Annotated in this window: 22 protein-coding genes and 1 riboswitch; of the genes, 17 read left to right on the top strand and 5 right to left on the bottom strand. The window is 53.1% G+C overall.

Annotated elements, in window-relative coordinates; translation table 11 throughout:
• The first annotated feature begins 100 nt into the window (after positions 1–100).
• Complete coding sequence (locus U738_RS20465; protein WP_022522459.1) at positions 101–373, top strand: hypothetical protein; 273 nt, start codon at positions 101–103, stop codon at positions 371–373.
• Between the two features lie 62 nt (positions 374–435).
• On the opposite strand, the gene U738_RS20460 is transcribed toward U738_RS20465, so the two are convergent.
• The gene (locus tag U738_RS20460) at positions 436–621 is read right to left on the bottom strand and encodes a DUF3008 family protein (protein ID WP_035584858.1); all 186 of its coding nucleotides are present in this window, start codon (positions 619–621) and stop codon (positions 436–438) included.
• 235 nt (positions 622–856) lie between these two features.
• On the opposite strand from U738_RS20460, the gene ybaK reads away from it, so the two are divergent.
• The 3 genes from ybaK to U738_RS20445 all read left to right on the top strand — a co-directional run bounded on the left by ybaK (position 857) and on the right by U738_RS20445 (position 3,729).
• Entirely contained in the window at positions 857–1,324 is a 468-nt protein-coding gene (gene ybaK / locus U738_RS20455; RefSeq protein ID WP_035584855.1) for a Cys-tRNA(Pro) deacylase, read from the top strand.
• Positions 1,325–1,419: 95 nt separating this feature from the next.
• Positions 1,420–2,817 (top strand): ATP-dependent RNA helicase DbpA, encoded by a 1,398-nt coding sequence (gene dbpA, locus U738_RS20450; protein ID WP_035584852.1) that lies wholly within the window; start codon positions 1,420–1,422, stop codon positions 2,815–2,817.
• Positions 2,818–2,850: 33 nt separating this feature from the next.
• A complete protein-coding gene (locus U738_RS20445; RefSeq protein WP_035584849.1) occupies positions 2,851–3,729 on the top strand; it encodes a PA4780 family RIO1-like protein kinase in 879 nt (292 codons plus the stop codon).
• Here U738_RS20445 and tkt read toward each other — a convergent pair.
• A complete protein-coding gene (gene tkt / locus U738_RS20440; RefSeq protein WP_035584846.1) occupies positions 3,726–5,717 on the bottom strand; it encodes a transketolase in 1,992 nt (663 codons plus the stop codon). The genes U738_RS20445 and tkt overlap by 4 nt on opposite strands.
• A 39-nt stretch (positions 5,718–5,756) precedes the next feature.
• A complete protein-coding gene (gene tal, locus U738_RS20435) occupies positions 5,757–6,704 on the bottom strand; it encodes a transaldolase (protein ID WP_035584843.1) in 948 nt (315 codons plus the stop codon).
• A 357-nt stretch (positions 6,705–7,061) separates the two neighbouring features.
• On the opposite strand from tal, the gene U738_RS20430 reads away from it, so the two are divergent.
• The 9 genes from U738_RS20430 to U738_RS20390 all read left to right on the top strand — a co-directional run bounded on the left by U738_RS20430 (position 7,062) and on the right by U738_RS20390 (position 17,368).
• Positions 7,062–7,535, top strand: coding sequence for an RpiB/LacA/LacB family sugar-phosphate isomerase (locus U738_RS20430; RefSeq protein ID WP_035584840.1), 474 nt, complete (start codon positions 7,062–7,064; stop codon positions 7,533–7,535).
• Between the two features lie 93 nt (positions 7,536–7,628).
• Complete coding sequence (locus U738_RS20425) at positions 7,629–9,359, top strand: dihydroxyacetone kinase family protein (protein WP_035584837.1); 1,731 nt, start codon at positions 7,629–7,631, stop codon at positions 9,357–9,359.
• A gap of 38 nt (positions 9,360–9,397) precedes the next feature.
• A complete protein-coding gene (locus tag U738_RS20420; protein ID WP_235208667.1) occupies positions 9,398–10,366 on the top strand; it encodes a sugar-binding transcriptional regulator in 969 nt (322 codons plus the stop codon).
• A gap of 433 nt (positions 10,367–10,799) precedes the next feature.
• Positions 10,800–11,906 (top strand): MDR/zinc-dependent alcohol dehydrogenase-like family protein, encoded by a 1,107-nt coding sequence (locus U738_RS20415; protein ID WP_035584834.1) that lies wholly within the window; start codon positions 10,800–10,802, stop codon positions 11,904–11,906.
• A gap of 58 nt (positions 11,907–11,964) precedes the next feature.
• Positions 11,965–12,609, top strand: coding sequence for a DUF2291 family protein (locus U738_RS20410; protein ID WP_035584831.1), 645 nt, complete (start codon positions 11,965–11,967; stop codon positions 12,607–12,609).
• 9 nt (positions 12,610–12,618) lie between these two features.
• The gene (locus U738_RS20405) at positions 12,619–14,166 is read left to right on the top strand and encodes a sugar ABC transporter ATP-binding protein (RefSeq protein WP_035584828.1); all 1,548 of its coding nucleotides are present in this window, start codon (positions 12,619–12,621) and stop codon (positions 14,164–14,166) included.
• Between the two features lie 25 nt (positions 14,167–14,191).
• Positions 14,192–15,304 carry an ABC transporter permease gene (locus U738_RS20400; protein WP_035584825.1) on the top strand — a complete coding sequence of 371 codons (1,113 nt, stop codon included), beginning with the start codon at positions 14,192–14,194 and terminating at the stop codon, positions 15,302–15,304.
• Between the two features lie 78 nt (positions 15,305–15,382).
• Entirely contained in the window at positions 15,383–16,339 is a 957-nt protein-coding gene (locus tag U738_RS20395; protein WP_035584822.1) for a D-ribose ABC transporter substrate-binding protein, read from the top strand.
• 117 nt (positions 16,340–16,456) lie between these two features.
• Complete coding sequence (locus tag U738_RS20390; RefSeq protein WP_035584820.1) at positions 16,457–17,368, top strand: ribokinase; 912 nt, start codon at positions 16,457–16,459, stop codon at positions 17,366–17,368.
• 119 nt (positions 17,369–17,487) lie between these two features.
• On the opposite strand, the gene U738_RS20385 is transcribed toward U738_RS20390, so the two are convergent.
• Positions 17,488–17,964 (bottom strand): 6,7-dimethyl-8-ribityllumazine synthase, encoded by a 477-nt coding sequence (locus tag U738_RS20385; RefSeq protein WP_035584817.1) that lies wholly within the window; start codon positions 17,962–17,964, stop codon positions 17,488–17,490.
• A 97-nt stretch (positions 17,965–18,061) separates the two neighbouring features.
• Positions 18,062–18,226: riboswitch (FMN riboswitch) on the bottom strand.
• Between the two features lie 197 nt (positions 18,227–18,423).
• On the opposite strand from U738_RS20385, the gene U738_RS20380 reads away from it, so the two are divergent.
• The 3 genes from U738_RS20380 to U738_RS20370 all read left to right on the top strand — a co-directional run bounded on the left by U738_RS20380 (position 18,424) and on the right by U738_RS20370 (position 22,502).
• On the top strand, positions 18,424–19,467 hold the full coding sequence (locus U738_RS20380) for an AbrB family transcriptional regulator (RefSeq protein ID WP_035584814.1): 1,044 nt from the start codon (positions 18,424–18,426) through the stop codon (positions 19,465–19,467).
• An 86-nt stretch (positions 19,468–19,553) separates the two neighbouring features.
• Positions 19,554–21,452, top strand: a complete 1,899-nt coding sequence (locus tag U738_RS20375; protein WP_035584811.1) for an ABC transporter ATP-binding protein — start codon at positions 19,554–19,556, stop codon at positions 21,450–21,452.
• Between the two features lie 42 nt (positions 21,453–21,494).
• Positions 21,495–22,502: a zinc-dependent alcohol dehydrogenase family protein gene (locus U738_RS20370; RefSeq protein ID WP_035584808.1), complete on the top strand. Its 1,008-nt coding sequence runs from the start codon at positions 21,495–21,497 to the stop codon at positions 22,500–22,502.
• A 98-nt stretch (positions 22,503–22,600) separates the two neighbouring features.
• Here the strand turns inward: U738_RS20370 and U738_RS20365 are convergent, their stop codons facing one another.
• Positions 22,601–22,867, bottom strand: coding sequence for a hypothetical protein (locus U738_RS20365; protein WP_035584805.1), 267 nt, complete (start codon positions 22,865–22,867; stop codon positions 22,601–22,603).
• 174 nt (positions 22,868–23,041) lie between these two features.
• On the opposite strand from U738_RS20365, the gene U738_RS20360 reads away from it, so the two are divergent.
• Positions 23,042–24,190, top strand: coding sequence for a hypothetical protein (locus U738_RS20360; RefSeq protein WP_035584802.1), 1,149 nt, complete (start codon positions 23,042–23,044; stop codon positions 24,188–24,190).
• The last annotated feature ends 26 nt before the right edge of the window (positions 24,191–24,216 follow it).

Below are 24,216 nucleotides of genomic sequence, written 5' to 3'. Positions count from 1 at the left end.
GCGGGTGAAAAAAGATTGACGTTCTGTTAAAGGCAGTGCTATTTAGCGCTACCGACAATAGGTGTCGGCTTAATAGTGCTACGTTGAGGGTTGTAAAAACATGCCACTGCGCCGCTGTTTACCCGTACTGCTACTGACCGCACTGGTCGCTGGCTGTGCAAGTTCTACCATTGCGCCAAGCTATACCACCGACAATCCTGATGTTATGCGGATTGGCGGAGAGCGCCCGGCTAACCGCGATGCGAGCGTTGAAAGCGCTGGATCTTTCTGCCTTGAAACCGCCGAACGCTGGAATGAGCATGGCCGTACGCCGGATGGCCAAACGCTATGGGCAAAAGACACCCTGCGTAAAGTGGTGCCTTGCAAGCAGTAGTCGTTAGCAAAACCAAAACCGCCAGCTTCGCTAAGCTGGCGGTTTTATATCAAAAGGGATAGTTAATCCTGTTTCTTTTCCGGTTTGCCTTTGCGCTTTGTACTCGCGAAATCTTCTAGCTCCTCCTCGCTCATGGAGTCATACATCTCTTTAGACGAACCATAAAGTTCACTGGGCTTGGTTTCCCCGCGCTTAGCGGAAAGCGCTGCCCCTGCCGCTTTTTGTTGCGCTTTAGAGGTTGCTGGCATTGCTGATCTCCTTTCGGTTAGCTTCCTTTTACCTACTGCACTATTGAGTATTGCACGGTTGAGCATTTCACTTTTGAGCATAGTAGCTGGAACGCAGCTTTCCAGAAGCATCAATCAAACCTTCCACATGTGCCAATCAGTTGACTTCCATTTGCCTGTCGCGTTATTAACCTACCGGTCGAAGTGTGCCACTCAGTAACGTCATCGTATCAATGCTGTTAACGAAGAGAACGCCATGACTCCAGCTATTAATGGTGCAAAACACGCAGGCATAGCCTTCCAAATCCATGAGTACCACCACGATGCCACCGCGCACTCCTATGGGTTAGAGGCAGCTGAAAAACTGGGCGTCGCGGTGGAGCAGGTATTTAAAACCTTAGTGGTGAAGCTGGATGGTAAGCAGCTGGCAGTCGGTATTGTGCCCGTCACAGGGCAGCTAAACCTAAAGCAGATCGCCAAAGTCGCTGGGGCCAAAAAAGCGACCATGGCAGAGCCGTCGGAAGTGGAGCGCACGACCGGCTATGTGCTCGGTGGTGTTAGCCCACTGGGGCAGAAAAAGCGCTTGGCCACCTTTATTGATCACTCCGCCGAGGCTTTCGCCAGTATCTATGTCAGCGCCGGGCGACGCGGGCTTGAAATTGAGCTGGCGCCTGGGGATTTAGCCACGCTGACTCAGGCAACTTTTGTACCGCTGGCAGCGTGATGGCGATGTGATGGCGGCGCAGTTTGAGGCACTTTCTGGTATGGTGCTTCACATTATAGGTTTGCGGGGCAATACGGCCCCTTCAGGAATTTTCTGTGTCCGACACTTCTTTTGCATCTCTGGCGCTTCCAGCAGCGCTACTGACGAATCTAGACACCCTTGGCTACCACGAAATGTCGCCGGTGCAGGCGGAGAGTCTGCCGCCCATGCTGGCCGGGCGCGATGTGCTGGCCCAGGCGAAAACCGGCTCAGGCAAAACCGCGGCATTTGGTTTAGCGCTGTTAGCTAAGCTGAAAGTGGAGAGCTTCGCGGTACAGGGCTTGGTGCTTTGCCCCACCCGAGAACTCGCTGACCAAGTGGCTGAAGAGCTGCGCCGCTTGGCTCGCGGTATGGCCAATGTGAAAATACTCACGCTCTGCGGCGGCGCGCCTTTTGGCCCGCAGCTCGGCTCTTTAGAGCATGGTGCACACATTGTGGTCGGCACGCCGGGGCGTATCGACGAGCATTTACGCAAAGGTTCGCTCACCCTGGATGCGCTTTCCATACTGGTGTTGGATGAAGCGGATCGCATGCTGGACATGGGCTTCCAGGCAACCATCGATGACATCATTGCCGATACCCCAACTGACCGCCAAACGCTGCTGTTCAGCGCAACTTTCCCGGACGAGCAATCATCGGGCGGGCTAACCGCGATGACCCGCGGCATTTTGCGCAATCCGGTGACGGTCAAAATCGCCGAGGTTCACGACGCCAGCACTATCCAACAGCACTTTTATAGCGTCGCCAATGAAGAGGCGCGATTCGATGCTTTACGCCAACTTCTGCTGGTCTATCGACCCGCCACCAGCGTGGTGTTCTGCAACACCAAACGCGAAACCCAGGCAGTGGCCGAACAGCTGACTGATGCTGGGTTTAGCGCCGTGGCGCTCAATGGCGATCTTGAGCAGAAAGACCGTGACCGTATACTGATTCTGTTTTCCAACCAGAGTGCCTCTATTCTGGTGGCCACGGACGTTGCCGCCCGGGGCTTGGATATCGCCCAGCTAGATGCCGTGTTTAACTACCAAATTGCTCGCGAGCTTGATGTGCACGTACATAGGGTTGGGCGCACCGGCCGTGCTGGCGCTAGTGGCATTGCCTGTACGCTAGTCACCCCGAAAGAGAGCTACCGGCTGGAGCGGCTGGAAGGGTTGCTGGAGCAGGCGATTAAAACGGAACCTTTGCCCAAACCCCAGCACTCGGTACCGTTTGAGCCGCTAATGGCGACGCTGCAACTCGCGGGCGGAAAAAAGGATAAACTGCGGCCGGGTGATATTCTGGGGGCGCTGACCGGTGAAGGTGGGCTGCGCGGTGAGCAAGTGGGTAAAATCAAAGTGCTCGCCCGCAGTGCCTATGTGGCCGTGGAGCGCAATGTGATCCAGCAAGCTCAGGCCAAACTCGAGCGTGATAAATTAAAAGGGCGGGCTTTCCGTGTTCGCCGTATCCGTTATTGAACGCGTACCAAAGAGGAGCCGACGCAGCTAACCATGAAAATCCCTAAGCGATTACAGCCGCTGGTCGATGATGGCATGATCGACGAGGTGCTGGTGCAGTTAATGAGTGGTAAAGAGGCGCAGGTCTACGTAGTGCGCTGCGGTGAGGAAGTGCGCTGCGCCAAGGTGTTTAAAGAGGCCAAACAGCGCAGCTTTAAACAGGCCGTTCAGTATCAAGAAGGGCGTAAAGAGCGCAATAGCCGCCGTTCACGGGCGATGGCCAAAAAAACCCGTTACGGCCAGAAAGAGCAGGAGCAGGCGTGGCTGAATGCCGAAGTCGACGCGCTCTATCGCCTTGCCTCGGCGGGTGTTCGTGTGCCCGAGCCCCACGGTTTTGTCGACGGCGTACTGCTGATGGAGATGATCAGCGACGCCGAGGGCAACGTCGCGCCGCGCTTGGACGAAGTCACGCTTACCCCAGAGCAGGCCGAGACCTACTACGCCAAGGTTATTCAGGACGTGGTTAAAATGCTCTGCGCAGGCCTGATTCACGGCGATCTGTCGGAATTTAACGTGCTGGTCGATGCCTCTGGCCCGGTGATTATCGATCTGCCTCAGGCGGTTGATGCTGCCGGCAATAACAGCGCGGCAGCGATGCTGTATCGCGATGTGGATAACATGCGCAACTACTTCGGCCAGTTCGCACCAGAGCTTCTCTCTACCGAATATGGCAGAGAGATGTGGGCGTTATATGAAACCGGTGAGCTGCACCCAGATAGTAAGCTCACCGGCCACTTCGATGCCGATACTCATATTGCCAACGTCGATGAGTTGATGGAAGTCATCGACGATGCCAAAGAGGAAGAGGCGGAACGCCAAGCGCGTATGCGCGATGACGACGATGATGATGGCGAGATTCCGCAGCCTTACTAATCCAGTAGCTCATTGGCCTGGTTGACGATGTTCTCGACGGTAAAGCCGAAGTGCTTGAACAGATCCCCCGCCGGGGCGGATTCGCCGTAGGTGGTCATGCCGATCACACGGCCTTCCAGGCCCACATACTTGTACCAGTAGTCGGCGTGGGCGGCTTCGATGGCGATACGCTTGGTGACCGCTTTGGGCAGTACGCTTTCGCGGTACTCCGCGTCCTGGCCGTTAAAGCGGTAGGCTGACGGCATCGAGACTACCCGCACCGCTTTGCCCTGCTGCTCAAGCTCGGCGGCGGCGTCCATCGCCAGGGCGACTTCTGAACCGGTGGCAATCAGAATCAGCTCGGGCGTCCCTTCGCTATCTTTCAGGACATACGCCCCGTTTTGAATCGATGCCAGCTGCGCTTTGGTGCGCTGCTGATGGGGCAGATTCTGGCGAGAGAGTACCAACGCCGTGGGGCCCGAGTGACGCTTAATAGCCGCATCCCAGGAGGCTGCTGTTTCCACCGCATCACAAGGGCGCCAGGTATTGAGGTTAGGCGTGGTGCGCAGGCTGGTCAGTTGCTCAATGGGCTGGTGAGTCGGCCCATCTTCCCCCAAGCCAATGGAGTCGTGGGTAAATACGTAAATCACCTGCTGGCCCATCAACGACGCCATACGGATCGAGTTACGCATGTACTCCATAAAGATCAGGAAGGTCGCGCCGTAAGGTACCAGGCCGCCGTGTAGGGCGATGCCGTTCATAACCGCCCCCATGCCAAACTCACGCACACCGTAGTGCAGGTAGTTGCCGCTGGCATCTTCTGGGGTGATCGCTTTGGCGCCTTTCCAGAAGGTCAGGTTAGACGGCGCCAGATCGGCACTGCCGCCCAGCAGTTCCGGCATTTGCGGGCCAATGGCATTTAACACTTCAAAGGAGGCTTTACGCGAGGCAATGGTCTCGCCGCGCTCTTGGGCCTGCTCAATCAAGGCTTCGGTGGGCAGTTCCGTCGGCAGCTGGCGCTTCATGCGGCGGGTAAATTCCCGCGCTTCCGTGGGGAAGGCCTCTGCGTAACGAGCAAAGCGCTCCTCCCACTTCTGCTGGGCTGCTTTGCCAGCGTTGCGGGCATCCCAGGCCGAGTAAATCGGCTCGGGGATATGGAAGGGCGCGTGGGGCCAGTCGAGCTGGGTGCGTGCCAGCGCCACTTCGTCATCGCCTAGGGGCGCACCGTGGGCGTCCTCTTTGCCCTGCTTGTTGGGCGCACCAAAGCCGATAATGGTTTTGCAGATAATCAGGCTCGGCTTATCGTCGTGGCTCTTGGCCAGCTCAATCGCGGCTTTCACCTCTTCAGGCTTGTGACCATCCACATTGGGCACCACGTGCCAGCCGTAAGCTTCAAACCGCTTGGCGGTATCGTCGGTAAACCAGCCTTCCACTTCGCCATCGATAGAGATGCCGTTATCGTCGTATACAGTGATCAGCTTACCCAATTGCTGGGTACCGGCCAGGGAGGCTGCTTCGTGGGAGATACCTTCCATTAAGCAGCCGTCACCTACAAAGCACCAGGTGTGATGGTCAACGATGGTGTGGCCGGGGCGGTTGAACTGCGCCGCCATGGTTTTTTCCGCGATGGCAAAGCCCACGGCATTGGCAAAACCCTGACCCAGTGGGCCAGTGGTGGTTTCAATGCCGGGCGCGTAGCCGAATTCCGGGTGGCCCGCGGTGGGCGAATGCAGCTGGCGGAAATTCTGCAGCTGTTCCAGGCTTAGCTCGTAGCCACTGAGGTGGAGCAGGGAGTACAGCAGCATGGAGCCGTGGCCATTGGAGAGCACAAAGCGGTCACGATCGGCCCACTTGGGGTCTTCGGGGTTGTGCTTGAGGTAGTCATTCCATAGCACCTCGGCGATATCAGCCATTCCCATGGGGGCGCCAGGGTGGCCGGACTTGGCCTTCTGAACGGCATCCATGGAGAGGGCGCGAATGGCATTAGCCAGCTCAAAACGGTTATTCATAGCAGTGATACCTTAGTTGTTATATTGAGTAGCGTGTCGTTAGGCGCGAGCAGTCAAGCGTTGAGCAATCAGCGACTCTAATGTTTGTTGGTCGCTGGCGAAGCGTCGGATCCCGTCAGCCAGCAGCTCGTTGGCCATTGCATCTTGGTTATGCTGCCAACGAAAGCCAGCTTCTGATAGCGGTTTGCATGGTTCAGGGGTGACAGGTGTCTGTTGGATTTTTGAGGCCACCTTTCCCTCCATGCTATTAAGCTCCTCTAGCAGTGCGGGAGAGATGGTCAGGCGATGGCAACCTGCCAACGCTAAGACCTGATCGGTGGTACGAAAACTCGCCCCCATAACGACTGTGTCGTAACTACCAGCGGCAGCCCTCTCGCAAATCCCTTTTACAAATAGCACGCCAGGATCTTCTTCTGGAGTGAACTGCTTACCTGTTGTCTTTTGGTACCAATCGCTAACGCGGCCAACGAAGGGGGAAATCAGATACACCCCTGCATCAAAGCAGGCCTGCGCCTGAGCATCGCTGAACAAGAGCGTTAAGTTGCAGTTGATACCTTCCCGCTCTAGTTGCTCAGCCGCACGGATCCCCTCCCAGGTAGACGCGAGCTTGATCAGCACACGGTTGCGGTTAATCCCCTGTTTTTCGTAGCGCTCAATCAACTCGTAGGCCTTGTGGATACTCGCTTGGGTGTCAAAAGAGAGGTGTGCGGACACTTCTGTCGATATTCGTCCAGGTATCACGTTGGCAATTTGCCCGCCGATGGCAACCGAAAGTTGGTCAACTATCCGGCTCGGGTCGCTCTCATCGCGACATGATTCAGCAAGCACTCTATCGATCATCTCTTGGTAACGAGGTAGTTCGAAGGCATTGAGAATCAAAGAGGGGTTAGTGGTGGCGTCCTGTGGTTGATAGCGCTTTATGGCATCCAAATCGCCCGTGTCGGCCACGACCAGTGAGTGTTCGCGTAATCCATTCAGAAGCGACATTGTCTATTCTCCATAGAAATGAACATCATGTGTTCAAATGATTGACCATTTTTATCGATTTAGTCAAATCGGCACGCCGAATGAATCGATTTTAAGGCCATTGCACAAAAGTATAGTGCCCTATGAGTAATGTTCTATTCCCAGATATTTGTCTTTAGATCAATAATTTATGGTTTTGAATTGAGTTTTTTATCTTAATTGGCTCATAAAAAAGCAATATGATCTTATGATCTGCGTGTTTACAAATGCTCGTTTGGTGATAGATTGAATAGCGTCAGTAGACGGCTGGCAACTGCGTAGTAGTGTTTACCGTTGTTAGTCGTCCGCATTTCTATTGTCCGGAAGGGGAGAGCATGAATGTCTAATGCGACGGCTTCTCTCAGAGTCGCCATTGGCGGTGATGAGGCCGCTTACGATTTGAAAGAGATTCTTATTGGTTATATCCGGGAGTTAGGCTACGAAGTTGAAGATTTCGGCACTTTTAATGCCCAACCGGTGCTGTACCCGGACATTGCCTTTGAGGTGGCCACGGCTATTAAGGAGGGGCGCTTCGATCGTGCAGTACTGGTATGTGGCACGGGAATCGGAGTGGCTATTTCTGCCAATAAGGTGCCCGGTATCCGCGCTGCGCAGGCACACGATACATACTCAGCAGCTAAGGCGCGCACCAGCAATGATGCTCAGATTGTCACGCTGGGGGCGAGGGTGATTGGGCCTGAGTTGGCTAAATCAATAGTGGCAACCTTTTTGGGCAGCCACTTTGCGGGTGGTAATTCCGAATTAAAAATCGCAAAAATTGACGAATATGAGTCTCGATTGAATACTCCGTAACCGTGGTATCGCTCATATTCGTCGACGCTGATTAATAACAACAGCATGCAAGCTGTGATCACGCAGTTTGGCCTCACTCCAGAGGATATAATAATGACACGCCTATTTAATGACCCAAGTGATTTCCCTGAAGAAGCCCGTTTAGGCTTAGTCGCTGCACATCGCGATAAACTGATGGCTGTGCCGGGAGGTGTTGTGCGCAGTACGCGCAGTCAGGCAGGTACAGTTGCGGTTGTGATTGGTGGTGGTAGTGGCCATTACCCAACCTTTGCGGGATTGGTTGGGCAGGGGCTGGCCCATGGTGCGGTCATGGGAAATCTGTTTTGTTCGCCTTCTGCGCAACAAGTTTACTTCGTCGCTAAAGCCGCTAACAACGGCGGTGGTGTGCTGCTCTCTTTTGGTAATTATGCGGGGGATGTGCTGCATTTTGGCGAGGCGCGCGAGCGTTTGATCGCGGACGGCATTCCCTGTGAAATCGTGCTGGTCACTGATGATGTCGCCAGTGCCCCCTTGGCGGAGATTGATAAACGCCGAGGTATCGCCGGTGATCTAACCGTTTTCAAAGCTGCTGCCGCTGCCGCAGAAAATGGATTATCACTGGAAGAAGTGGTGCAAGTGGCGAAGGAGGCTAATCGCTGCACGCGCTCTTTTGGGGTGGCGTTTGAGGGGTGCACGTTACCAGGGGCAGCCGATTCGCTCTTTCATGTGCCCGAAGGCCGAATGGCTATTGGGCTGGGCATTCATGGTGAGCCGGGGATTAGTGAGACGGATATCCCTTCCGCAGATGGCTTGGCAGACATTCTCGTTACCCGATTATTGGAAGAGGTGCCAGAAGGAATCAATATCAAGGGGGCCCGGGTGGCGCCGATACTCAATGGCTTGGGTACCGTTAAGTATGAAGAACTGTTCGTTATTTATCGTAAGGTTGACGAGCTGCTGCAGAAAGCTGGGGTCATCATCGTCGAGCCGGATGTGGGCGAGCTGGTAACCAGTCTTGATATGGCCGGGGTTTCGCTGACGTTGTTCTGGCTTGATAAAGACATGGAGCCGCTGTGGACTGCCGCTGCGGATGCGCCGGGCTATCGAAAAGGCAGCGTGACACCAGCGCAGGCGCTGGATCCGGCCGAAGTCGAGGTGGTTGTTCAAGATGAGATTCCCAAGGCGAGCGATGCCTCGCGAGCATTAGCCAGGGGCGTTGTTGAGGCGCTCGAAGTGCTCGCAAATACGGTCAATGAAAACTGCGAGATGCTGGGCCAGATTGATGCTGTGGCGGGCGATGGTGATCACGGCATTGGTATGCAGCGGGGCAGCAAGGCAGCGCTTGAAGCGGCCAAAGAGGCGCTCAATGGCGGCGCGGGCGCCGAGACAGTGCTGCAGTGGGCTGGTCAGCGCTGGTCTGATAAGGCGGGCGGTACCTCTGGTGCTATCTGGCGGGTGATCTTAAAAGCGATAGGTGAATCGCTTGGCAATGAGCAGCCGCTCTCAGGGCAGCGTCTTGCTGCTGGTGTGGTCAATGCCCGCCAGCAAGTCATGGCATTCGGTAAGGCAGAGTTGGGCGATAAAACGCTTGTCGATGTGTTGGTGCCTTTTGCCGATGCCTTGTCTTGGGAAGCTGAGAAAGGCCAGACAGCTTTGGCTTGCTGGGAGTCCGCTGCACGCATAGCGAGTGAGGCGGCTGAGGCTACCAAGCAATTAATTCCCCGTGTTGGCCGCGCGCGCCCATTAGCCGAAAAAAGCGTGGGTACACCGGATGCTGGTTCAGTTTCATTGGCACTGATTGTTCAGGCGCTGATTCCTGTGTTGAAAAAGTGTCAAGCAAACTGACATGATACATGCCCTCCAACAACTCCTGGATGCCGAGGATGAACGGTCAAGACGCTGCAGATATAGACTTAATGACAGAGATTTCAACGCTCTACTATGTGCAGGGGGAGACGCAGGAAGCGATCGCTAATAGGCTCGGCCATTCGCGTGTGCGAATAGGGCGGCTGCTCAAGCGTGCCCAGGCAGAAGGGATAGTGGATGTTCGCGTGCGCCTGCATCCCGCGGTTAGTGTTGAGATTGAGCAAGAGCTCAAACGGCGCTTTGGCCTGAAGCGAGCGTTGATTGCTCTGGATAATGCCGATCCGGATGTGCAGCGCTCGTCGGTTGCGAGTCTAGTGGCCGACCATTTGTCGCGTAGCTTGACCGATGGCCAGATCGTGGCCGTTGGCATGGGGCGTAACGTCGCCGCGGTGGCGGATAATGTTTTCCTGGCGGAGTCGTTAAAAGTTTCATTTGTGTGTGCAATTGGCGGCTCGCTGCGTGCAGGCGAGCATATGAATCCTGACCATATTTGTCGACGTTTGGCGAGTCGGTTTGGCGGTGACAGTGAGACGCTTTATGCCCCTGCGCTGGTGCAGAATGGTGAGCTTAGGGATGCATTGTATGAAAACTCCACCGTGCGCCAGACACTAGACCGGGCTCGCCGTGCGGATACCGCTTTGATTGGTGTAGGCGATGTCAGTGAAGACAGTAATATGGTGCGTATGGGGTGGTTTTCCGCCCAGGAGATTGCTGAAGCACGGCTCTCTGGGACAGTGGGCGATATGATGGGGTATGACTTTATCGATATCCATGGGAAGCCTTCTGCCACGCAGATGCAGGGGCGTGTGGTGGGGCTTAATATACAGGATCTCACGCGTATTCCAGACGTTATTGCTATCGCTAGTGAGAATACTAAAGCGGTCGGCATACTGGGGGCGCTGCGTACCGGGGTTATCGATACCTTGGCGACTAGTGTCACTAACGCACACACCATTCTGCGTCTCGATGAAGCGACTACCGGGTAAGTGCGCGCTTAATTTGTATTCAAAATCTAGGACTTCTCGGCATCTTAAGCTTAGGCCGGCCCAACTTTATCTGTTGCATTTATTGGCTTTCCTTAGGCATGTGGGCGCTCTTTGCATGCCTGGTTTCTCCCTTGTCTCCCGCTCCGATGCCAGTGGTATTTGGTAGGTGTTTGTACATTTGCGCGATGCTGGAACATATAGAATGGCTTAGGGCGATGTTTTCACATGGCCGAAATAATAAATAATTTCCATTTTTAAAATTTAAATATAAAAAACAAGCAATTACGTTATTGGTCTAAAGTATAAGATTAGAAAATTCCATTATGGATTGACTCAGCTATGCTTAAAGCAGTTAATTCATATGTACACAGCAAGATCTTTTGTAAAGCGTGCGCCGCTAGCCAAGCAATACAAGATATATTAGGAGTGAGTAATGCATAACGCCGATAACAACAATCACACCGAACTGCCACTAACCATGCAAGCCGTCGTAGCCTACGCGCCTGGTGATTATCGCCTTGAAGAGGTGGACGTGCCGCAGGCGGGAGAGGGTGAAGTACTGATTAAGGTTGAAGCGTGCGGAATCTGCGCAGGCGATCTCAAAGCCTATGAAGGCGCCCCCAGCTTTTGGGGAGATGATACTCAGCCTGCTTATATCAAAGCGCCAATGATTCCAGGCCATGAGTTTATTGGCCATGTTATGGCTTTAGGAGAGGGCGTTAAAAACCTTGAGGTCGGTGATCGCGTTATTTCTGAGCAAATCGTGCCTTGCTGGGAGTGCCGTTTCTGTAACCGTGGGCAGTACTGGATGTGCGAAAAGCACGACGTGTATGGATTTCAGCACAACGTAAATGGCGGTATGGCTGAATATATGGTCTTTCCTAAAGAAGCCATTAATCACAAGTTGCCAGATGAAATTCCGATGGAGAAAGCGGTTCTTATTGAACCCTATGCTTGTTCGTTACATGCCGTTAAGCGTGCGCAGATTGAGCTGGGAGATGTGGTTGTCCTCTCCGGTGCGGGAACCCTAGGGCTAGGGATGATTGGCGCGATCAAAAAGTCCGGGCCTTCCAAGCTGGTCGTGCTGGATCTCAATAACAAGCGATTAGAGCTTGCTAAACAGTTTGGTGCTGACATTGTCCTGAATCCCGCTGAAGTCGATGTTATTGACTACGTTAAAGGCATAACGGAAGGCTATGGTTGCGATATCTATATTGAGGCGAGCGGTGCGGTACAGTCGGTAGAGCAAGGTCTTTATATGATCCGTAAATTGGGTCGCTTTGTCGAATTTAGTGTATTCAAAGAGCCAGTGACTGTTGATTGGAGCATTATTAGCGATCGTAAAGAGCTGGATGTACTGGGTGCGCATCTAGGCCCTTATTGTTACCCACCTGTCATTGAAGGCATTGGTAATGGTGATTTCCCAACGGATCATGTGGTGACCCATAAGCTGCCGTTAGCTGAATTTCATCAAGGGCTAGATCTAATGCGCAATGACCCTAATGCATTAAAGGTTGTGCTTATACCTGACGGGAAGTAGGTAGTGGAAGTTTCTTATTTATAACTTTTTTATAACTACAATGATAACCGGAGTGATTATGTCGGCGACATTAAATTCGGTGCCCGGTGATAAGCGTATAAAAGTCTATGTGGCAGCTGCTTTTGCGTTAGTGCTGTTTGCACTCATGGCGTTTGATACCAAAGTCATTAGTCTTACTGAACTTGAGAGTACGGTGGGGTTTTCACCCCAGCAATTTGCTCAGGAAACATTTCCTGAGATCCAGGCATATGTCGAGAATAACGCTGTAGATGCATCGGTATTGGCGCCAGAAGTGCTTCAAGATGCCAGCGCGGCAGGTGAGAGGTACGGTGTGGCTGCTGGCATTGGTCATATTGTCCCACTCTCTTTATCCGGAGTTGTTGTAGAAGGCCGGGGGGGCGTTTACACCCTTGAGGTTGCTGATGTGCCTTCAGATATCGTCATTCGTGTGCAAACAGGCCCAGCCATTAATGGCACTACGCTGAGAGATACAACCGGCAATATTCAATTTGGCGACTTCACCAATCAGATTGAGTACCAAGATGTCGGCGCAGCGCTCAATGACGAAATGAAGCGTCAAGTGCTGGCGGATATTTCCGGCCAAGATTTAGCCGGAAAAACGTTAGAAGTAGTCGGCTCCTTTACCATGATAAATCCCAAAAACTGGCTAATTACTCCTGTGAGTATAGCGATCATTGAGTGAGGGGCAGCTATGAGTATCGATAGATCAACAGTGGAAGTGGCTCCGCCCGAGGTGATTCTTTCTGCACACAATATCGAAAAACGTTTCGGTGCTGTGCAAGCCCTCAAAGAGGTGAACTTCGATATTTATCGAGGACAGGTGACAACGCTGTTTGGCGAAAATGGAGCGGGTAAATCCACGCTGATGAAAATTTTGTCTGGCGTCATTGCTCAGACGGCGGGTGAGATTGTATTGGAAGGCGAGAGTGTCAGCTTTTCGTCGCCGTCGGATGCTGAAGCGCTGGGGATTACCATTATTCATCAGGAGTTGAGCTTGGCCCCTAACCTGAATGTGCGCGACAACATTTTTATGGGGCGTGAGCTGACTAAAGGAAGAGGCAGCGTCGACTATAAAGAGGAGGCGCGTCAGGCTGAATTGTTAATGGAGGAGCTGGATGAACCGATCCACCCTCTTACCCTGGTCGAAGATCTACGGGTTGGGCAGCAACAAATCGTTGAAATCGCGAGAGCGCTGTCCAAGAACTCTCGCATTTTGATTATGGATGAACCGACTTCCGCATTGAGTGCCACGGAAGTCGAGACGTTATTTAAAGTCGTCCAGGATCTCAAAAACAAGGGTGTCTCGATTGTTTATATTTCTCACCATTTGGAAGAGGCGCTACAGATTACCGATCATGCCGTTGTTCTCCGCGATGGTGCTATGACAGCTTATGCTCCGCGTTGTGATATCGACCTGCAGTGGATTGTTAGGAATATGGTGGGAGAGAGTTTCGATCTTGGCTCACCGCCAACAGGGTATGAGCAGGGCTCCATCGCGCTCTCCATCCAGAACCTTTACGTCAGCGACGATAAAGTGGCAGATCGTTATGTTGTTGAGGACTTTTCGCTTGATGTGCACGCAGGCGAGATTGTCTGCATTTATGGGTTAATGGGTGCAGGGAGAACTGAGTTATTGGAGTGTGTGGCCGGACGAACCCGGCAATCCAAGGGCGATGTTTTGCTCAACTCAAATGATGTCTCGCATTACAACATTGCGCAGCGAATCGAGAGAGGGTTGGTGTTAGTGCCAGAGGATCGTCAGCGTGATGGATTAGTGCCCACCCTATCCGTCGGTAGAAATCTGTCGCTAGCCAGTATCCATGCGTTTACTCGCAAGGGGCTTACGTCATCCCGCTTGGAGGCAGAAATGATTAAATCCGCTATCGATAAGGTGCACATCAAAACAGACGGTGGAGAGGCTGCCATTGGTTCATTGTCTGGCGGTAACCAGCAGAAAGTGGTCATCGGGAAGATGTTGGCGACGCATCCAGACGTCATCATGCTTGATGAACCAAGCCGTGGCATTGATGTGGGTGCCAAAGCCGAAGTATTCAAGTTATTGAGCCAAGGGGCCCGGCGAGGGTTGGCGGTTGTCTTTACAACGTCTGAAGTAAGCGAGTGCTTGAGTATCCCACACAGAGTGCTGGTGATGAGCAAAGGGCGGATCTCTGCTGAATTCAAACCGGGGGTAACGAAAGATGAAATTATGGCGGCCTCGGGCGAATCAGTTGCTGCGTGATTATTCAATCGGATAGGTAATGACTATGTCTCATCACAACATGTCTCATGACAATAATAATGCGTTACAGGTTGAAAAAGGCAGTATCGATATCGTCAAGATTTTGCTGGAAGGTCGGGCTTTTTTCGCATTAATCGTGATCATTATTGTCTTTTCCATGCTCTCGCCTGTTTATTTTTCAACGGGTAATTTTTTAACCATGTCTTCGCATGTGGCCGTCTTTGGCTTGCTAGGTATCGGCATGCTATTTGTTATTCTGACCGGTGGTATCGATCTGTCGGTTGGCTCTACGCTAGCACTTTGCGGGGTGTTCGCAGGTATGTTGCTAGAAGGGGTCGAAATTGAAGCGTTTAACGTGGCTTTCTTTCCTTCAGTGTGGGTCGTCGTGGTACTTACCTGCTTACTGGGCGGCCTCGTGGGGGCTATAAATGGCGTATTAGTTGCCTACTTCAAAGTGCCTGCTTTTGTGGCCACGCTTGGCATGTTGTATGTCGCTCGTGGAGCCGCACTGCTGTTAACCGATGGATTAACGTTCAATAGTTTAAGTGGTGACCCTGCATTAGGTAATACTGGGTTTGAATGGCTTGGGTTTAATAAACTATTCGGTATTCCTGTAGGTGTTTTGATTCTCTTTTGTGCTGCGGTTATTTGCATGTTGGCGCTCAGTCGTACGCCGTTTGGTCGGTGGATTTACTCTACCGGTGGCAATGCCCGTGCTGCAGAGCTTTCTGGGGTGCCCGTCAATCGCGTTAAGCTCTCTGTCTATATTATTTCTGGCGTATGTGCTGCCATGGCTGGAATTGTACTCGCCTCACAGTTGACGTCTGCTGGTCCTACGGCAGGTACTACCTATGAGCTGACAGCGATTGCAGCGGTTGTGATTGGTGGTGCTTCACTAATGGGAGGACGTGGCACGGTTCGAAATACATTATTGGGTGCTTTTGTGATTGGTTTTCTAGCTGATGGTCTTGTCATCATCGGTGTGTCTGCCTACTGGCAGATGGTATTCACGGGCAGTGTTATTGTCTTCGCTGTCATGTTAAATAATGTCCAATACAGCGCTAAAAACAAGTCCTCGAAAAAAGCTGAGAAATCTACAGAGATTAAGCGCGAAGGTTCTAGGGCAAGCGCTACTTAACGTAGCATTGCTTAGAAGTGTGGCCTGCTCAGGCCTACCAATTCAAAGACTAACAATCATAACGATGAGGTAATAATCATGCTTCCTAAAAGTAAAAAAATGCTTTTTACAGCACTCGCCAGTGTCTCGATGCTCTTTAGCGGCTCTATCGTTGCTCAGGATAAGGGGCTGATCTCAATTATTGTCAATGATATGTCAAACCCTTATTGGCAAACGGAAGGAACCATTGCTGAGCGCACAGCAGAAGAGTTGGGCTATGAAGCAAATGTAAGTTCCCATGTGGGTGACACCAACACTGAAAGCAATCAGGTTGACACGGCAATTACCAATGGGGCTAAAGCAATCATTCTCGACCCTGCGAATGCGGACGGTTCCATTGGCGCGGTGCGAAGAGCAATCGAGGCGGGAATTCCGGTATTTATTATTAATGCTGAGATTAACCAGCAGGGGTTGGCCAAGGCGCAACTGGTTTCCAATAATGCACAGGGAGCCGCGTTAGGCGCACAAGAGTGGGCAATGCAACTAGATGGCGAGGGATCCTATATAGAGTTAAAGGGGCCTCCTTCTGATAACAATGCTGCGACAAGGTCCAATGGCTATGAGACGGTGCTTACCCAATACCCCGATCTTAGCCTTGCTGCGTCTGATATCGCTAACTGGGATCGGACGGAAGGGCGCAATAAAATGCAGAGCATGCTCCGTTCTCATCCTGATATTCGAGGCGTCATTAGCGGTAACGACGAAATGGCCTTAGGCGCCATTGTGGCCCTAAAGCAGGAGGGGCGGCTAGACGATGTAATAGTAGGTGGTTTTGATGGCTCGCCAGATGCTGTTGATGCGGTTCGCTCGGGTGAGTTGGCTTATACTGTTCTACAGCCGGTGGCTGTATTTGCAGAAGATGCCGTAAAAATTGCTGATCACTACATTAATACCGGAGAAACAGGATTAGATAGTGAAAAGCAGCTTTATGACTGCATCCTTATTACGCCAGATAATGTAGATAAATATACCTCTCCCTTCGTTTTGGAAGAGTAAGGTTTGGAAGAATAGGTTTTAGAAGAGTAAGCATTAGAAGAGTAAGTGTTAGAGAAACTTGCCTAGAGGCCAGTCAGCTTTAAAGCTGGCTGGCTTTTTGAATAAGAGGGCGTGTCAATGATCTTTAATTTTGGTTCCATCAATATCGATTATACTTATCGTGTACCCTATTTTGTTCGCCCTGGCGAAACCTTGGAAAGCGGTGATTATAATATTGGATTAGGTGGGAAGGGCGTCAATCAGTCGTTGGCAATAGCGCGTGCCAAAGGAAGGGTGAGTCACTGGGGGCGAGTTTCATCGATAGATGCCTGGGTGAGCAGTGAGCTTGAGTCTGCGGGTGTTGGTGTGAAAGATATCGAATTGACCCCAGAGCCAAGTGGGCATGCCATTATTCAAATTGACGCACTGGGTGAAAACGCTATTCTTTTGTTCTCTGGCGCCAATCATGGTTTTACGCAGGAGAAAATGACGGCTCTTGTTGCGCAAACCGCTCCTGGCGACACAATACTTATTCAGAACGAATGTAACGGGCTTGATCAGCTTATTCCATTAGCAGTGAGCCACGGCTGCAAGGTGATATTTAACCCAGCACCAATGACCTCGAAGGTATCATCACTCCCGCTAGACCAATGTGAACTGCTTTTTTTTAACCGTACAGAGGCCGCTGCTTTATTAGAGATGCCAGTAGAGTCGAGCGCTGCAGATTTGCTAAGGCGTTGTAAAGAATCGCTTGGCGATGTCGAGGTGGTTCTTACTCTAGGTAGCGAGGGGGCTTGGTATCAGCGCAGCAGCGAGACCCTTTTTCAACCTGCTTTAAAGGTAAAGGCCATTGATACAACGGCCGCAGGCGATACCTTTGTGGGTTACTTCCTTGCTGCGAGGCAAGCTGGCCTGACGCCCTCACAGTGCTTGCAACGGGCAACAGCGGCGGCTGCCCTGGCGGTACAAGAGCTCGGTGCTGCCAGTAGCATTCCGATGGTGGAAGAGGTTGATAGGCTGATGTGTAGTGTTCTGGAGTATATTGAGTAAGCAAATGATCTTACCACTACGCAATGTCGCAGATGTGAAAACGTTTCTGAACAGCTTAGGCAACGACCAATCATTTAAACTGCCCGCTACCTAAGCGTATCCAGAGGTTAGGCAGTGACCTACCGTAGCCCTTGAATCTTTTTATGATTTTCCAGAGTCATGACCAACGCTTCGGCGGCTTCCTTGCCTTTAGCGCGGAAATGGCCATGGAAAAAATCATGGTGCGTGCTGTGTTCATGAAAATGATGAGGCGTCAGCACAACCGAAAGAATGGGGATTTCGGTTTCCAGTTGCGCTTGCATCATGCCTTCAATGACCGCTTGAGCAACGAATTCGTGCCGATAGATGCCGCCATCAATGACAAAGCCTGCCCCCACAATGGCGCTGTAACGGCCAGTTTTGGCGAGTAGTTTAGCCTGAAGCGGGATTTCGTAAGCCCCTGCCACTTGGAATATCTCTACTTGGTCAGCAGAAAAGCCATGCTCGCTGGCAAGTTGAGCAATAAATGCCTCTCGGGCTTGAGTGACTATATCGTGATGCCAAGACGCTTCGATAAAGGCAACGCGAACTGATGAGGAGTGTTGGGTCTGATTCATGGTCATCCTATGGGGATTGTTTACCAGAACCAGGGCATGAGGCATCCAATAGCACAGCACCCGTATGCGTTGGAACGCTACGGGTAATATCACTAGGAAACCTTCTCTTTTATCCGGACTATAACCGTCGGCTCCGGAATCTCACCGAATCTGCTGTCCTCAACCGTCAAGTTTTAGCCATTGGTTGAGCGCTCGTGGGCTTGTCCGCATCGACTGCGGCATCACCACCGGTGGGGACTTGCACCCCGCCCTGAGAAAGTTCGCCATTAATGGCGGAAGGCATTATACGCTGGCTGGATAGTAGATACAGACGTCGAGACAAATATTTTTAATTAGCAACCAGCGCTTGGAAAGGCGTGACGTCACCCCAGAACGACAGTTAATAGTGATAAACTGGCCATGACGCTTAGCAGGATAAGTATCCTGGCGCTTAGCCAAGGTTGATCATTGGAGGACCGTTTGAAGGGCTACCGTTTTAGTGCAGAGAGTGTAAAGTCGCTTGCGATTTCGCTGGGTATAGGTGCCGTGGGCGGTACGCTGTTTCAACTAACCGGTTTGCCCCTTGCCTGGATGCTGGGCCCGCTGATTGCCAACCTGCTGGCCTCTTCACAAGGCGTGAAGGTCTCGGTGCCCGAGCCGCTGCGTAATGTGTTTTTAGCGGTAATGGGCCTGGTGTTGGGTAGCCAAGTTACGCCGCAGTTAGCGCACCGTGTGCTGGATTGGCCCGTTTCCGCCGCGCTACTATTGCTGGGGGTGGCCGCTTCCACCGCCGTGGCCGCTGCCTGGTATCGGCGCTGCGGGTTTGACCCGGTTAGCGCCTGGTTCGGTGCCTCGCCTGGTGCCATGACGGCGATGATCCTGCTAGGTGAAAAGTGCGGTGGCGACCCCCAACGAATTGCGGTGGCGCAGTCGCTGCGCATCATTTTAGTGATTCTTTTTTTACCGCCGCTATTTTGGGCCTATGAGGGCGGCGGCGAAGGTATTGGCTCTGTTCACAGTGGTTTGGAACATGCCTGGATGCTGCTGTTGATCCCGCTGTTATTGCCACTCGGCCGCTGGCTGCGAATGCCCAGCCCGGCACTGCTGGCACCGCTGCTAGCCGCTGCTCTATTATCCGGTGTTGATATTGCCAGTCTCGCTCTGCCGGAATGGGGCATGAACCTGATGCTGTGGGTACTGGGCAGTGCCATTGGTTCGCGTTTTCAGGGCATGACGCGACAGCTCTTTGGGCGTTATTTATGGCAGTCTGGCGTGGCGACACTGTTAGCACTGCTGGTGCTGGCGCTATTTGCCGAGCTGATTCACCAACTGCTCGGGGTAGGGCGCGATGTAGCGCTGCTGGCGCTGGCACCGGGCGGCATTGGCGAGATGGCAATTTTGGCCGTGGCGTTAAACATTGATCCGGTATTTGTCGCTTTTCATCACCTGTTGCGTATGGTGACGCTGATGATTATTGCACCGTTCTGGGCGCGTTGGCTGCTGCGTCACTCCAATTCTCCATAACATTTTAACGACATCTACACCCTACACACTCACGTATAACAAATTAAAGACCGTCAACACCAACGCCAGTAACGTAAGGAACCCTCATGCTATCGCGTGTTTTACAGCCGTTATTTCGTTACTTCGAAACGCGGGTTAATCCCTACCCGGAAGGCGAGGTTAAAACGCCGCCCAAGGGCTTAATGCCGTTTATTGTCCACTTTTCCCGTCCGATGCTGCCGCTGTTGCTGCTCATGACGCTGTTCACCGCGTTGGTGTCGGCGGCGGAAGTGGTCTTTTTTAGCTACATGGGTCAGCTAGTGGATTGGCTGGGCAACGTTGAGCGGGCAGGCTTTTGGGCTGAAAACGGGCTGTGGCTAACAGGTTTGGGGCTGTTGCTGCTGATCGGCTTGCCGCTGTTGGTGCTGTTGCAGTCGCTGGTCACCCATCAGAGTATTTTCGGTAACTACCCGATGATCGGCCGCTGGTTATCGCACCGCCATATGCTGAGCCAGAGCCTGGCGTTTTATCAGGACGAGTTTGCTGGCCGGGTGTCGCAAAAGGTCATGCAAACCGCACTGGCGATCCGCGAAACTGTGACCAAGGTGATGGGACTGCTGGTCTACGCCATTGTCTATTTCACCGGTGCGGCTTTCTTGCTGGGCCGAGCGGATCTGTTACTGCTGATACCGCTTGGGCTGTGGTTAGTAGGCTATCTCGCAATTATGCGCTTCTTCGTGCCGCGCTTGCGCGATGTCTCCATGGCCCAAGCGGACGCTCGAGCACAAATGACCGGTCGCGTGGTAGATAGCTACAGCAATATTCAGACCATCAAGCTGTTTGCCGATACCGAGCGTGAGCAGCGCTATGCTCGCGACGCCATGGAAGGCTTTATGGTGACTGTTCACCGCCAAATGCGGCTGGTGACTATCATGAGTGTGGGTTTGACGCTGCTGAACACTGCGCTGTTAGTGGGTACAGCGGCTATGGCCATCAGCGCCTGGTACATGGAAGCGATTTCCCTGGGCGTGCTGACGATCGCCATTGCGCTGGTTATGCGTATCCGCTTTATGTCCGACTGGATCTTATGGGAAGTCGCCGGGCTGTTTGAGAATATTGGCACCGTACAGGATGGCATGAATACCATTGCCCAGGAGCCAACGGTGCGCGACGCCCCGGCTGCAGAGCCGCTGAACGTCCCCGAAGGAGAGATCCGGTTTGACGCCATGCGGTTTGGCTATGCACAGGCTAAAGGCGAAAACAAAACCGTGTTTGATGGTTTAGATCTTACTATCGCCCCCGGCGAAAAAATCGGTTTGATTGGGCGTTCAGGGGCGGGTAAATCGACCCTCGCCAATTTGCTGCTGCGTTTTTACGACGTGCAGGGTGGGCGGATTTTGATCGATGGGCAAAACATTGCCGAGGTAACCCAGACCTCCTTGCGCCACCAGATTGGCATGGTCACCCAGGACACCTCGCTGCTACACCGCTCGCTGCGCGATAATATCCGTTACGGCAGCCCCCACGCCAGTGATGAAGACGTTTGGAACGCGGTGTGCCGCGCCCATGCAGATACCTTTATCAATGACCTGGTCGACCCGAAAGGGCGCCGCGGGTTGGATGCTCATGTAGGTGAGCGTGGCGTTAAACTTTCCGGCGGTCAGCGCCAGCGGATTGCGATTGCTCGGGTGCTGCTCAAAAATGCCCCAATTCTGGTCTTGGATGAGGCGACCTCGGCGCTGGACTCAGAAGTAGAAGCCGCCATTCAAGAGCAGCTAGATACGCTGATGGAAGGCAAAACGGTCATCGCCATTGCCCATCGTCTTTCGACCATTGCTATGCTCGATCGGCTGATCGTGGTGGACGAAGGGCGCATCGTCGAAACCGGCTCGCATCAGGAGTTACTGGCGAAAGGGGGGATCTATGCCAGCCTTTGGCAGCGACAGTCGGGTGGTTTTTTAGGCCACGACCTTGATCTCGAAGAGAGTGCCCTCATCTCAAAATAGACCAGTCGTTTTTTAACGACATGCGTTCAATAGGAGGTAGTGATGCAAGCCATTCAGCTACGAGAGCCCGGCGGTTTAGACAAGCTAGAGGTCGTTGAGCTAGCGGCCCCAGGAGAGCCTGGTCCTGGTGAAATTAAAGTACGCCTGCACGCCAGCTCGCTGAATTTCCACGACTACGCCGTGGTCGCCGGGATGATCCCGACGGAAGACCAGCGTATTCCCATGTCTGATGGCGCGGGCGTGGTTGAAGCGGTCGGTGAAGGTGTCAGCGAATTCGCCATTGGCGACCACGTGGTCTCAACTTTCTTCCCGCATTGGCTCGAAGGCCCGGCCAGAGTGGGTGATTTTCGCACTACGCCGGGTGACGGCGTAGATGGCTATGCCCGCGAACTGGTCGTGCGCCCCTACGAGTGGTTTACTCATCAGCCCAAGGGCTATAGCCACGCAGAGTCCGCTACGTTAACCACCGCTGGCTTAACTGCTTGGCGTGCGCTCGTTGTCGATGGCGGTATCAAAGCGGGGGATAGCGTGCTGGTGCTGGGCACCGGTGGGGTATCGATTTTTGCCCTGCAGTTTGCACGCCTGATGGGCGCGCGGGTGATCGCGACCTCATCATCGAATGAAAAGCTGGCGCGGCTGCGCGAGATGGGCGCCGAGCACACCATCAATTACAAAGAGACGCCTGATTGGGGGAAGCGCGTGAAAGAGCTGACCAATGGCGAAGGCGTTGATCACGTTGTTGAGGTGGGCGGTTCTGGCACGTTGCCGCAGTCCATCGATGCGGTAAAAATTGGTGGGCATATCGCCTTGATTGGCATACTCACGGGCCGTGAAGGTGAGGTACCAACGGCTAAGCTAATGGCTAAACAGGCCAGCTTAAAAGGCTTGATTGTGGGTAGCCGTCGCCACCAGATCGAGATGATCCGCGCGCTGGAAACCTTCGATATGCATCCGATCATTGATCGTGAATTCCCGCTGACCGAGATCGCCGACGCTTTCCGCCATCAGGAATCTGGTCAGCACTTCGGCAAGATTTGCCTGACGTTTTAAATCGGTTGGCTTACTTCCAGCTGGTTTACTTGCAACGAAGTGAGCCATAGATAACCCGCTTGCACGCCTTGCTCACTTGCCGGGCGTGCAATTGCAGGCTAATCCGGCAAGCGGCTGTAGACCACACCTTTTACTTCCAATTCCAGTATTTCATCGTAGGGAACCGTAACCCCTTCCACGTCACCCGGCGTGCGATGGCTGTTTTTAATCTCGGTTTCAGGTATCACCTTTACGCCTACCAGCCCGACGTGCTGAATCCGGGCACTAAAGCGATTGCCTTCATGCTCGATCAGTAACCGCTCACCAGCAATACACTTCTCAAGCTTGGCGTGCAGCTCTTCTTCGCTAACGTGGACAACACTCATCGCTTTCTCCTTTAGCTTTTGCCATTGCTTGGCAATAAAAAATAATAGTCCGTTAAGTGCGCTAACTACTGTCTGTAAAGACTTTATTTTAGACCATAAGTTCGTATTTGAGGTTAGCAACTGGGAGCGCCGTGCTAAAGTGAGCGCCTAACGCCAGCCATAAGGACAACAGTCATGGGGGAGCAACCATCATCGGCCGACACGCCGTTGTGGGCGGTCGTTGAGCTAGACCAATTTCGTACCCCTGAGCAGACCCAGGCGAGCCAGTGGCGACGCTCGTTTCGTTCGGCTTCGACGTGGCTGGTAGGCAAAAACAGCGCTGAGCAGCAGGTAAAAGAAGAGCATGAACTGCGTGCGTTGCCCGAGGTTAGGCTAGCGCATTTAGTGCCGCCCATCGATTGGGCGCCCGCCGCAAGGGCTTTGGCGCAGCAGCTAAAAGGCCAGCAAGCGCTGGTTACGTTTTTTATTACCCCGCCGCACAGCGGCCATGTTTCTGTGGTGAGTCAGTGGGCGGAACAGCACCACTTTGCCTGTTTGCCGCCACCCACGCTCAGCGAGCTTGCCGAAGGCGACACTCAGTGGGTAGAGCGTTGTGCCAATCAACGCGAGTGGGCTGTTCCCGCATTAGAACGCTACTTTTTACGCCACACTCAGGGTATTCAGGGCGTACGTGAATTTCTTGAGCGCGCCTTAAGTGGCCGCTTGGGGCAGGGTGTGATTGGCTGTGACAGCTGGGCGTATGCCTACCTACAAGAAGTGGTCGGTATCGAGGGCGCGCCGGTGTTTACCCTTCAATCCATGGAGGGCGAACAGCTGTCGCAGTACTTTGCGAAGATTGCGACCCATGAGGGGCAGTCTCCGTTGGTCTACAGCACGCGAACCGGTAAGCCAGTATTGACTGAATCAGCAACCCAGCATGGCGACAAAGCCCCTAACAAAGAGCTACAGCGCTTAGCTGCTCACTGTCGTGGTCATATAGGTCTTGCTTGGCACTACTGGCGCGAGCGGCTGCGTGAGCCAACAGCAGACGATGAAGAGGCGCTGTGGCTGGTCGATGCCCTCGCCGAGGCAGAACTCTCCACAGATACCGGGGATATCGCCACGCTGGTGCTGCATGCGTTATTGGTTCATGGCGGTCTGGATGACCACTCCCTCGGGAAGGTGTTGCCGTTTTCACACCACGAGGCACTCAATGCCCGGTTAGCTTTGCAGCGCAAAGGGATTGTTTCAAGCAGCGAAGGGCGTTGGCAGATCACACCGTTAAGCTACGCGAGCGTTCGCCAGCTATTGGAATCGCGCAATTATCTGGTTGATCCCCTTTAAGTCGCCGCGCTAACAGCGACAGGCCT

Origin of the sequence: Halomonas sp. TG39a (assembly GCF_000744395.1) — a bacterium.
Taxonomy (GTDB): Bacteria; Pseudomonadota; Gammaproteobacteria; order Pseudomonadales; family Halomonadaceae; genus Vreelandella; species Vreelandella ventosae_B.
The sequence above is the reverse complement of the archived record's forward strand: the minus strand, read 5'-3'. Positions and strand labels throughout refer to the sequence as shown.

Bases quoted from the DNA above. Each gene is read 5' to 3' on its own strand.
- U738_RS20465 (WP_022522459.1), top strand. From the start codon at position 101: ATGCCACTGCGCCGCTGTTTACCCGTACTGCTACTGACCGCACTGGTC.
- U738_RS20460 (WP_035584858.1), bottom strand. From the start codon at position 621: ATGCCAGCAACCTCTAAAGCGCAACAAAAAGCGGCAGGGGCAGCGCTT.
- ybaK (WP_035584855.1), top strand. From the start codon at position 857: ATGACTCCAGCTATTAATGGTGCAAAACACGCAGGCATAGCCTTCCAA.
- U738_RS20445 (WP_035584849.1), top strand. From the start codon at position 2,851: ATGAAAATCCCTAAGCGATTACAGCCGCTGGTCGATGATGGCATGATC.
- tkt (WP_035584846.1), bottom strand. From the start codon at position 5,717: ATGAATAACCGTTTTGAGCTGGCTAATGCCATTCGCGCCCTCTCCATG.
- tal (WP_035584843.1), bottom strand. From the start codon at position 6,704: ATGTCGCTTCTGAATGGATTACGCGAACACTCACTGGTCGTGGCCGAC.
- U738_RS20430 (WP_035584840.1), top strand. From the start codon at position 7,062: ATGTCTAATGCGACGGCTTCTCTCAGAGTCGCCATTGGCGGTGATGAG.
- U738_RS20425 (WP_035584837.1), top strand. From the start codon at position 7,629: ATGACACGCCTATTTAATGACCCAAGTGATTTCCCTGAAGAAGCCCGT.
- U738_RS20420 (WP_235208667.1), top strand. From the start codon at position 9,398: ATGAACGGTCAAGACGCTGCAGATATAGACTTAATGACAGAGATTTCA.
- U738_RS20415 (WP_035584834.1), top strand. From the start codon at position 10,800: ATGCATAACGCCGATAACAACAATCACACCGAACTGCCACTAACCATG.
- U738_RS20410 (WP_035584831.1), top strand. From the start codon at position 11,965: ATGTCGGCGACATTAAATTCGGTGCCCGGTGATAAGCGTATAAAAGTC.
- U738_RS20405 (WP_035584828.1), top strand. From the start codon at position 12,619: ATGAGTATCGATAGATCAACAGTGGAAGTGGCTCCGCCCGAGGTGATT.
- U738_RS20400 (WP_035584825.1), top strand. From the start codon at position 14,192: ATGTCTCATCACAACATGTCTCATGACAATAATAATGCGTTACAGGTT.
- U738_RS20395 (WP_035584822.1), top strand. From the start codon at position 15,383: ATGCTTCCTAAAAGTAAAAAAATGCTTTTTACAGCACTCGCCAGTGTC.
- U738_RS20390 (WP_035584820.1), top strand. From the start codon at position 16,457: ATGATCTTTAATTTTGGTTCCATCAATATCGATTATACTTATCGTGTA.
- U738_RS20385 (WP_035584817.1), bottom strand. From the start codon at position 17,964: ATGAATCAGACCCAACACTCCTCATCAGTTCGCGTTGCCTTTATCGAA.
- U738_RS20375 (WP_035584811.1), top strand. From the start codon at position 19,554: ATGCTATCGCGTGTTTTACAGCCGTTATTTCGTTACTTCGAAACGCGG.
- U738_RS20370 (WP_035584808.1), top strand. From the start codon at position 21,495: ATGCAAGCCATTCAGCTACGAGAGCCCGGCGGTTTAGACAAGCTAGAG.
- U738_RS20365 (WP_035584805.1), bottom strand. From the start codon at position 22,867: ATGAGTGTTGTCCACGTTAGCGAAGAAGAGCTGCACGCCAAGCTTGAG.
- U738_RS20360 (WP_035584802.1), top strand. From the start codon at position 23,042: ATGGGGGAGCAACCATCATCGGCCGACACGCCGTTGTGGGCGGTCGTT.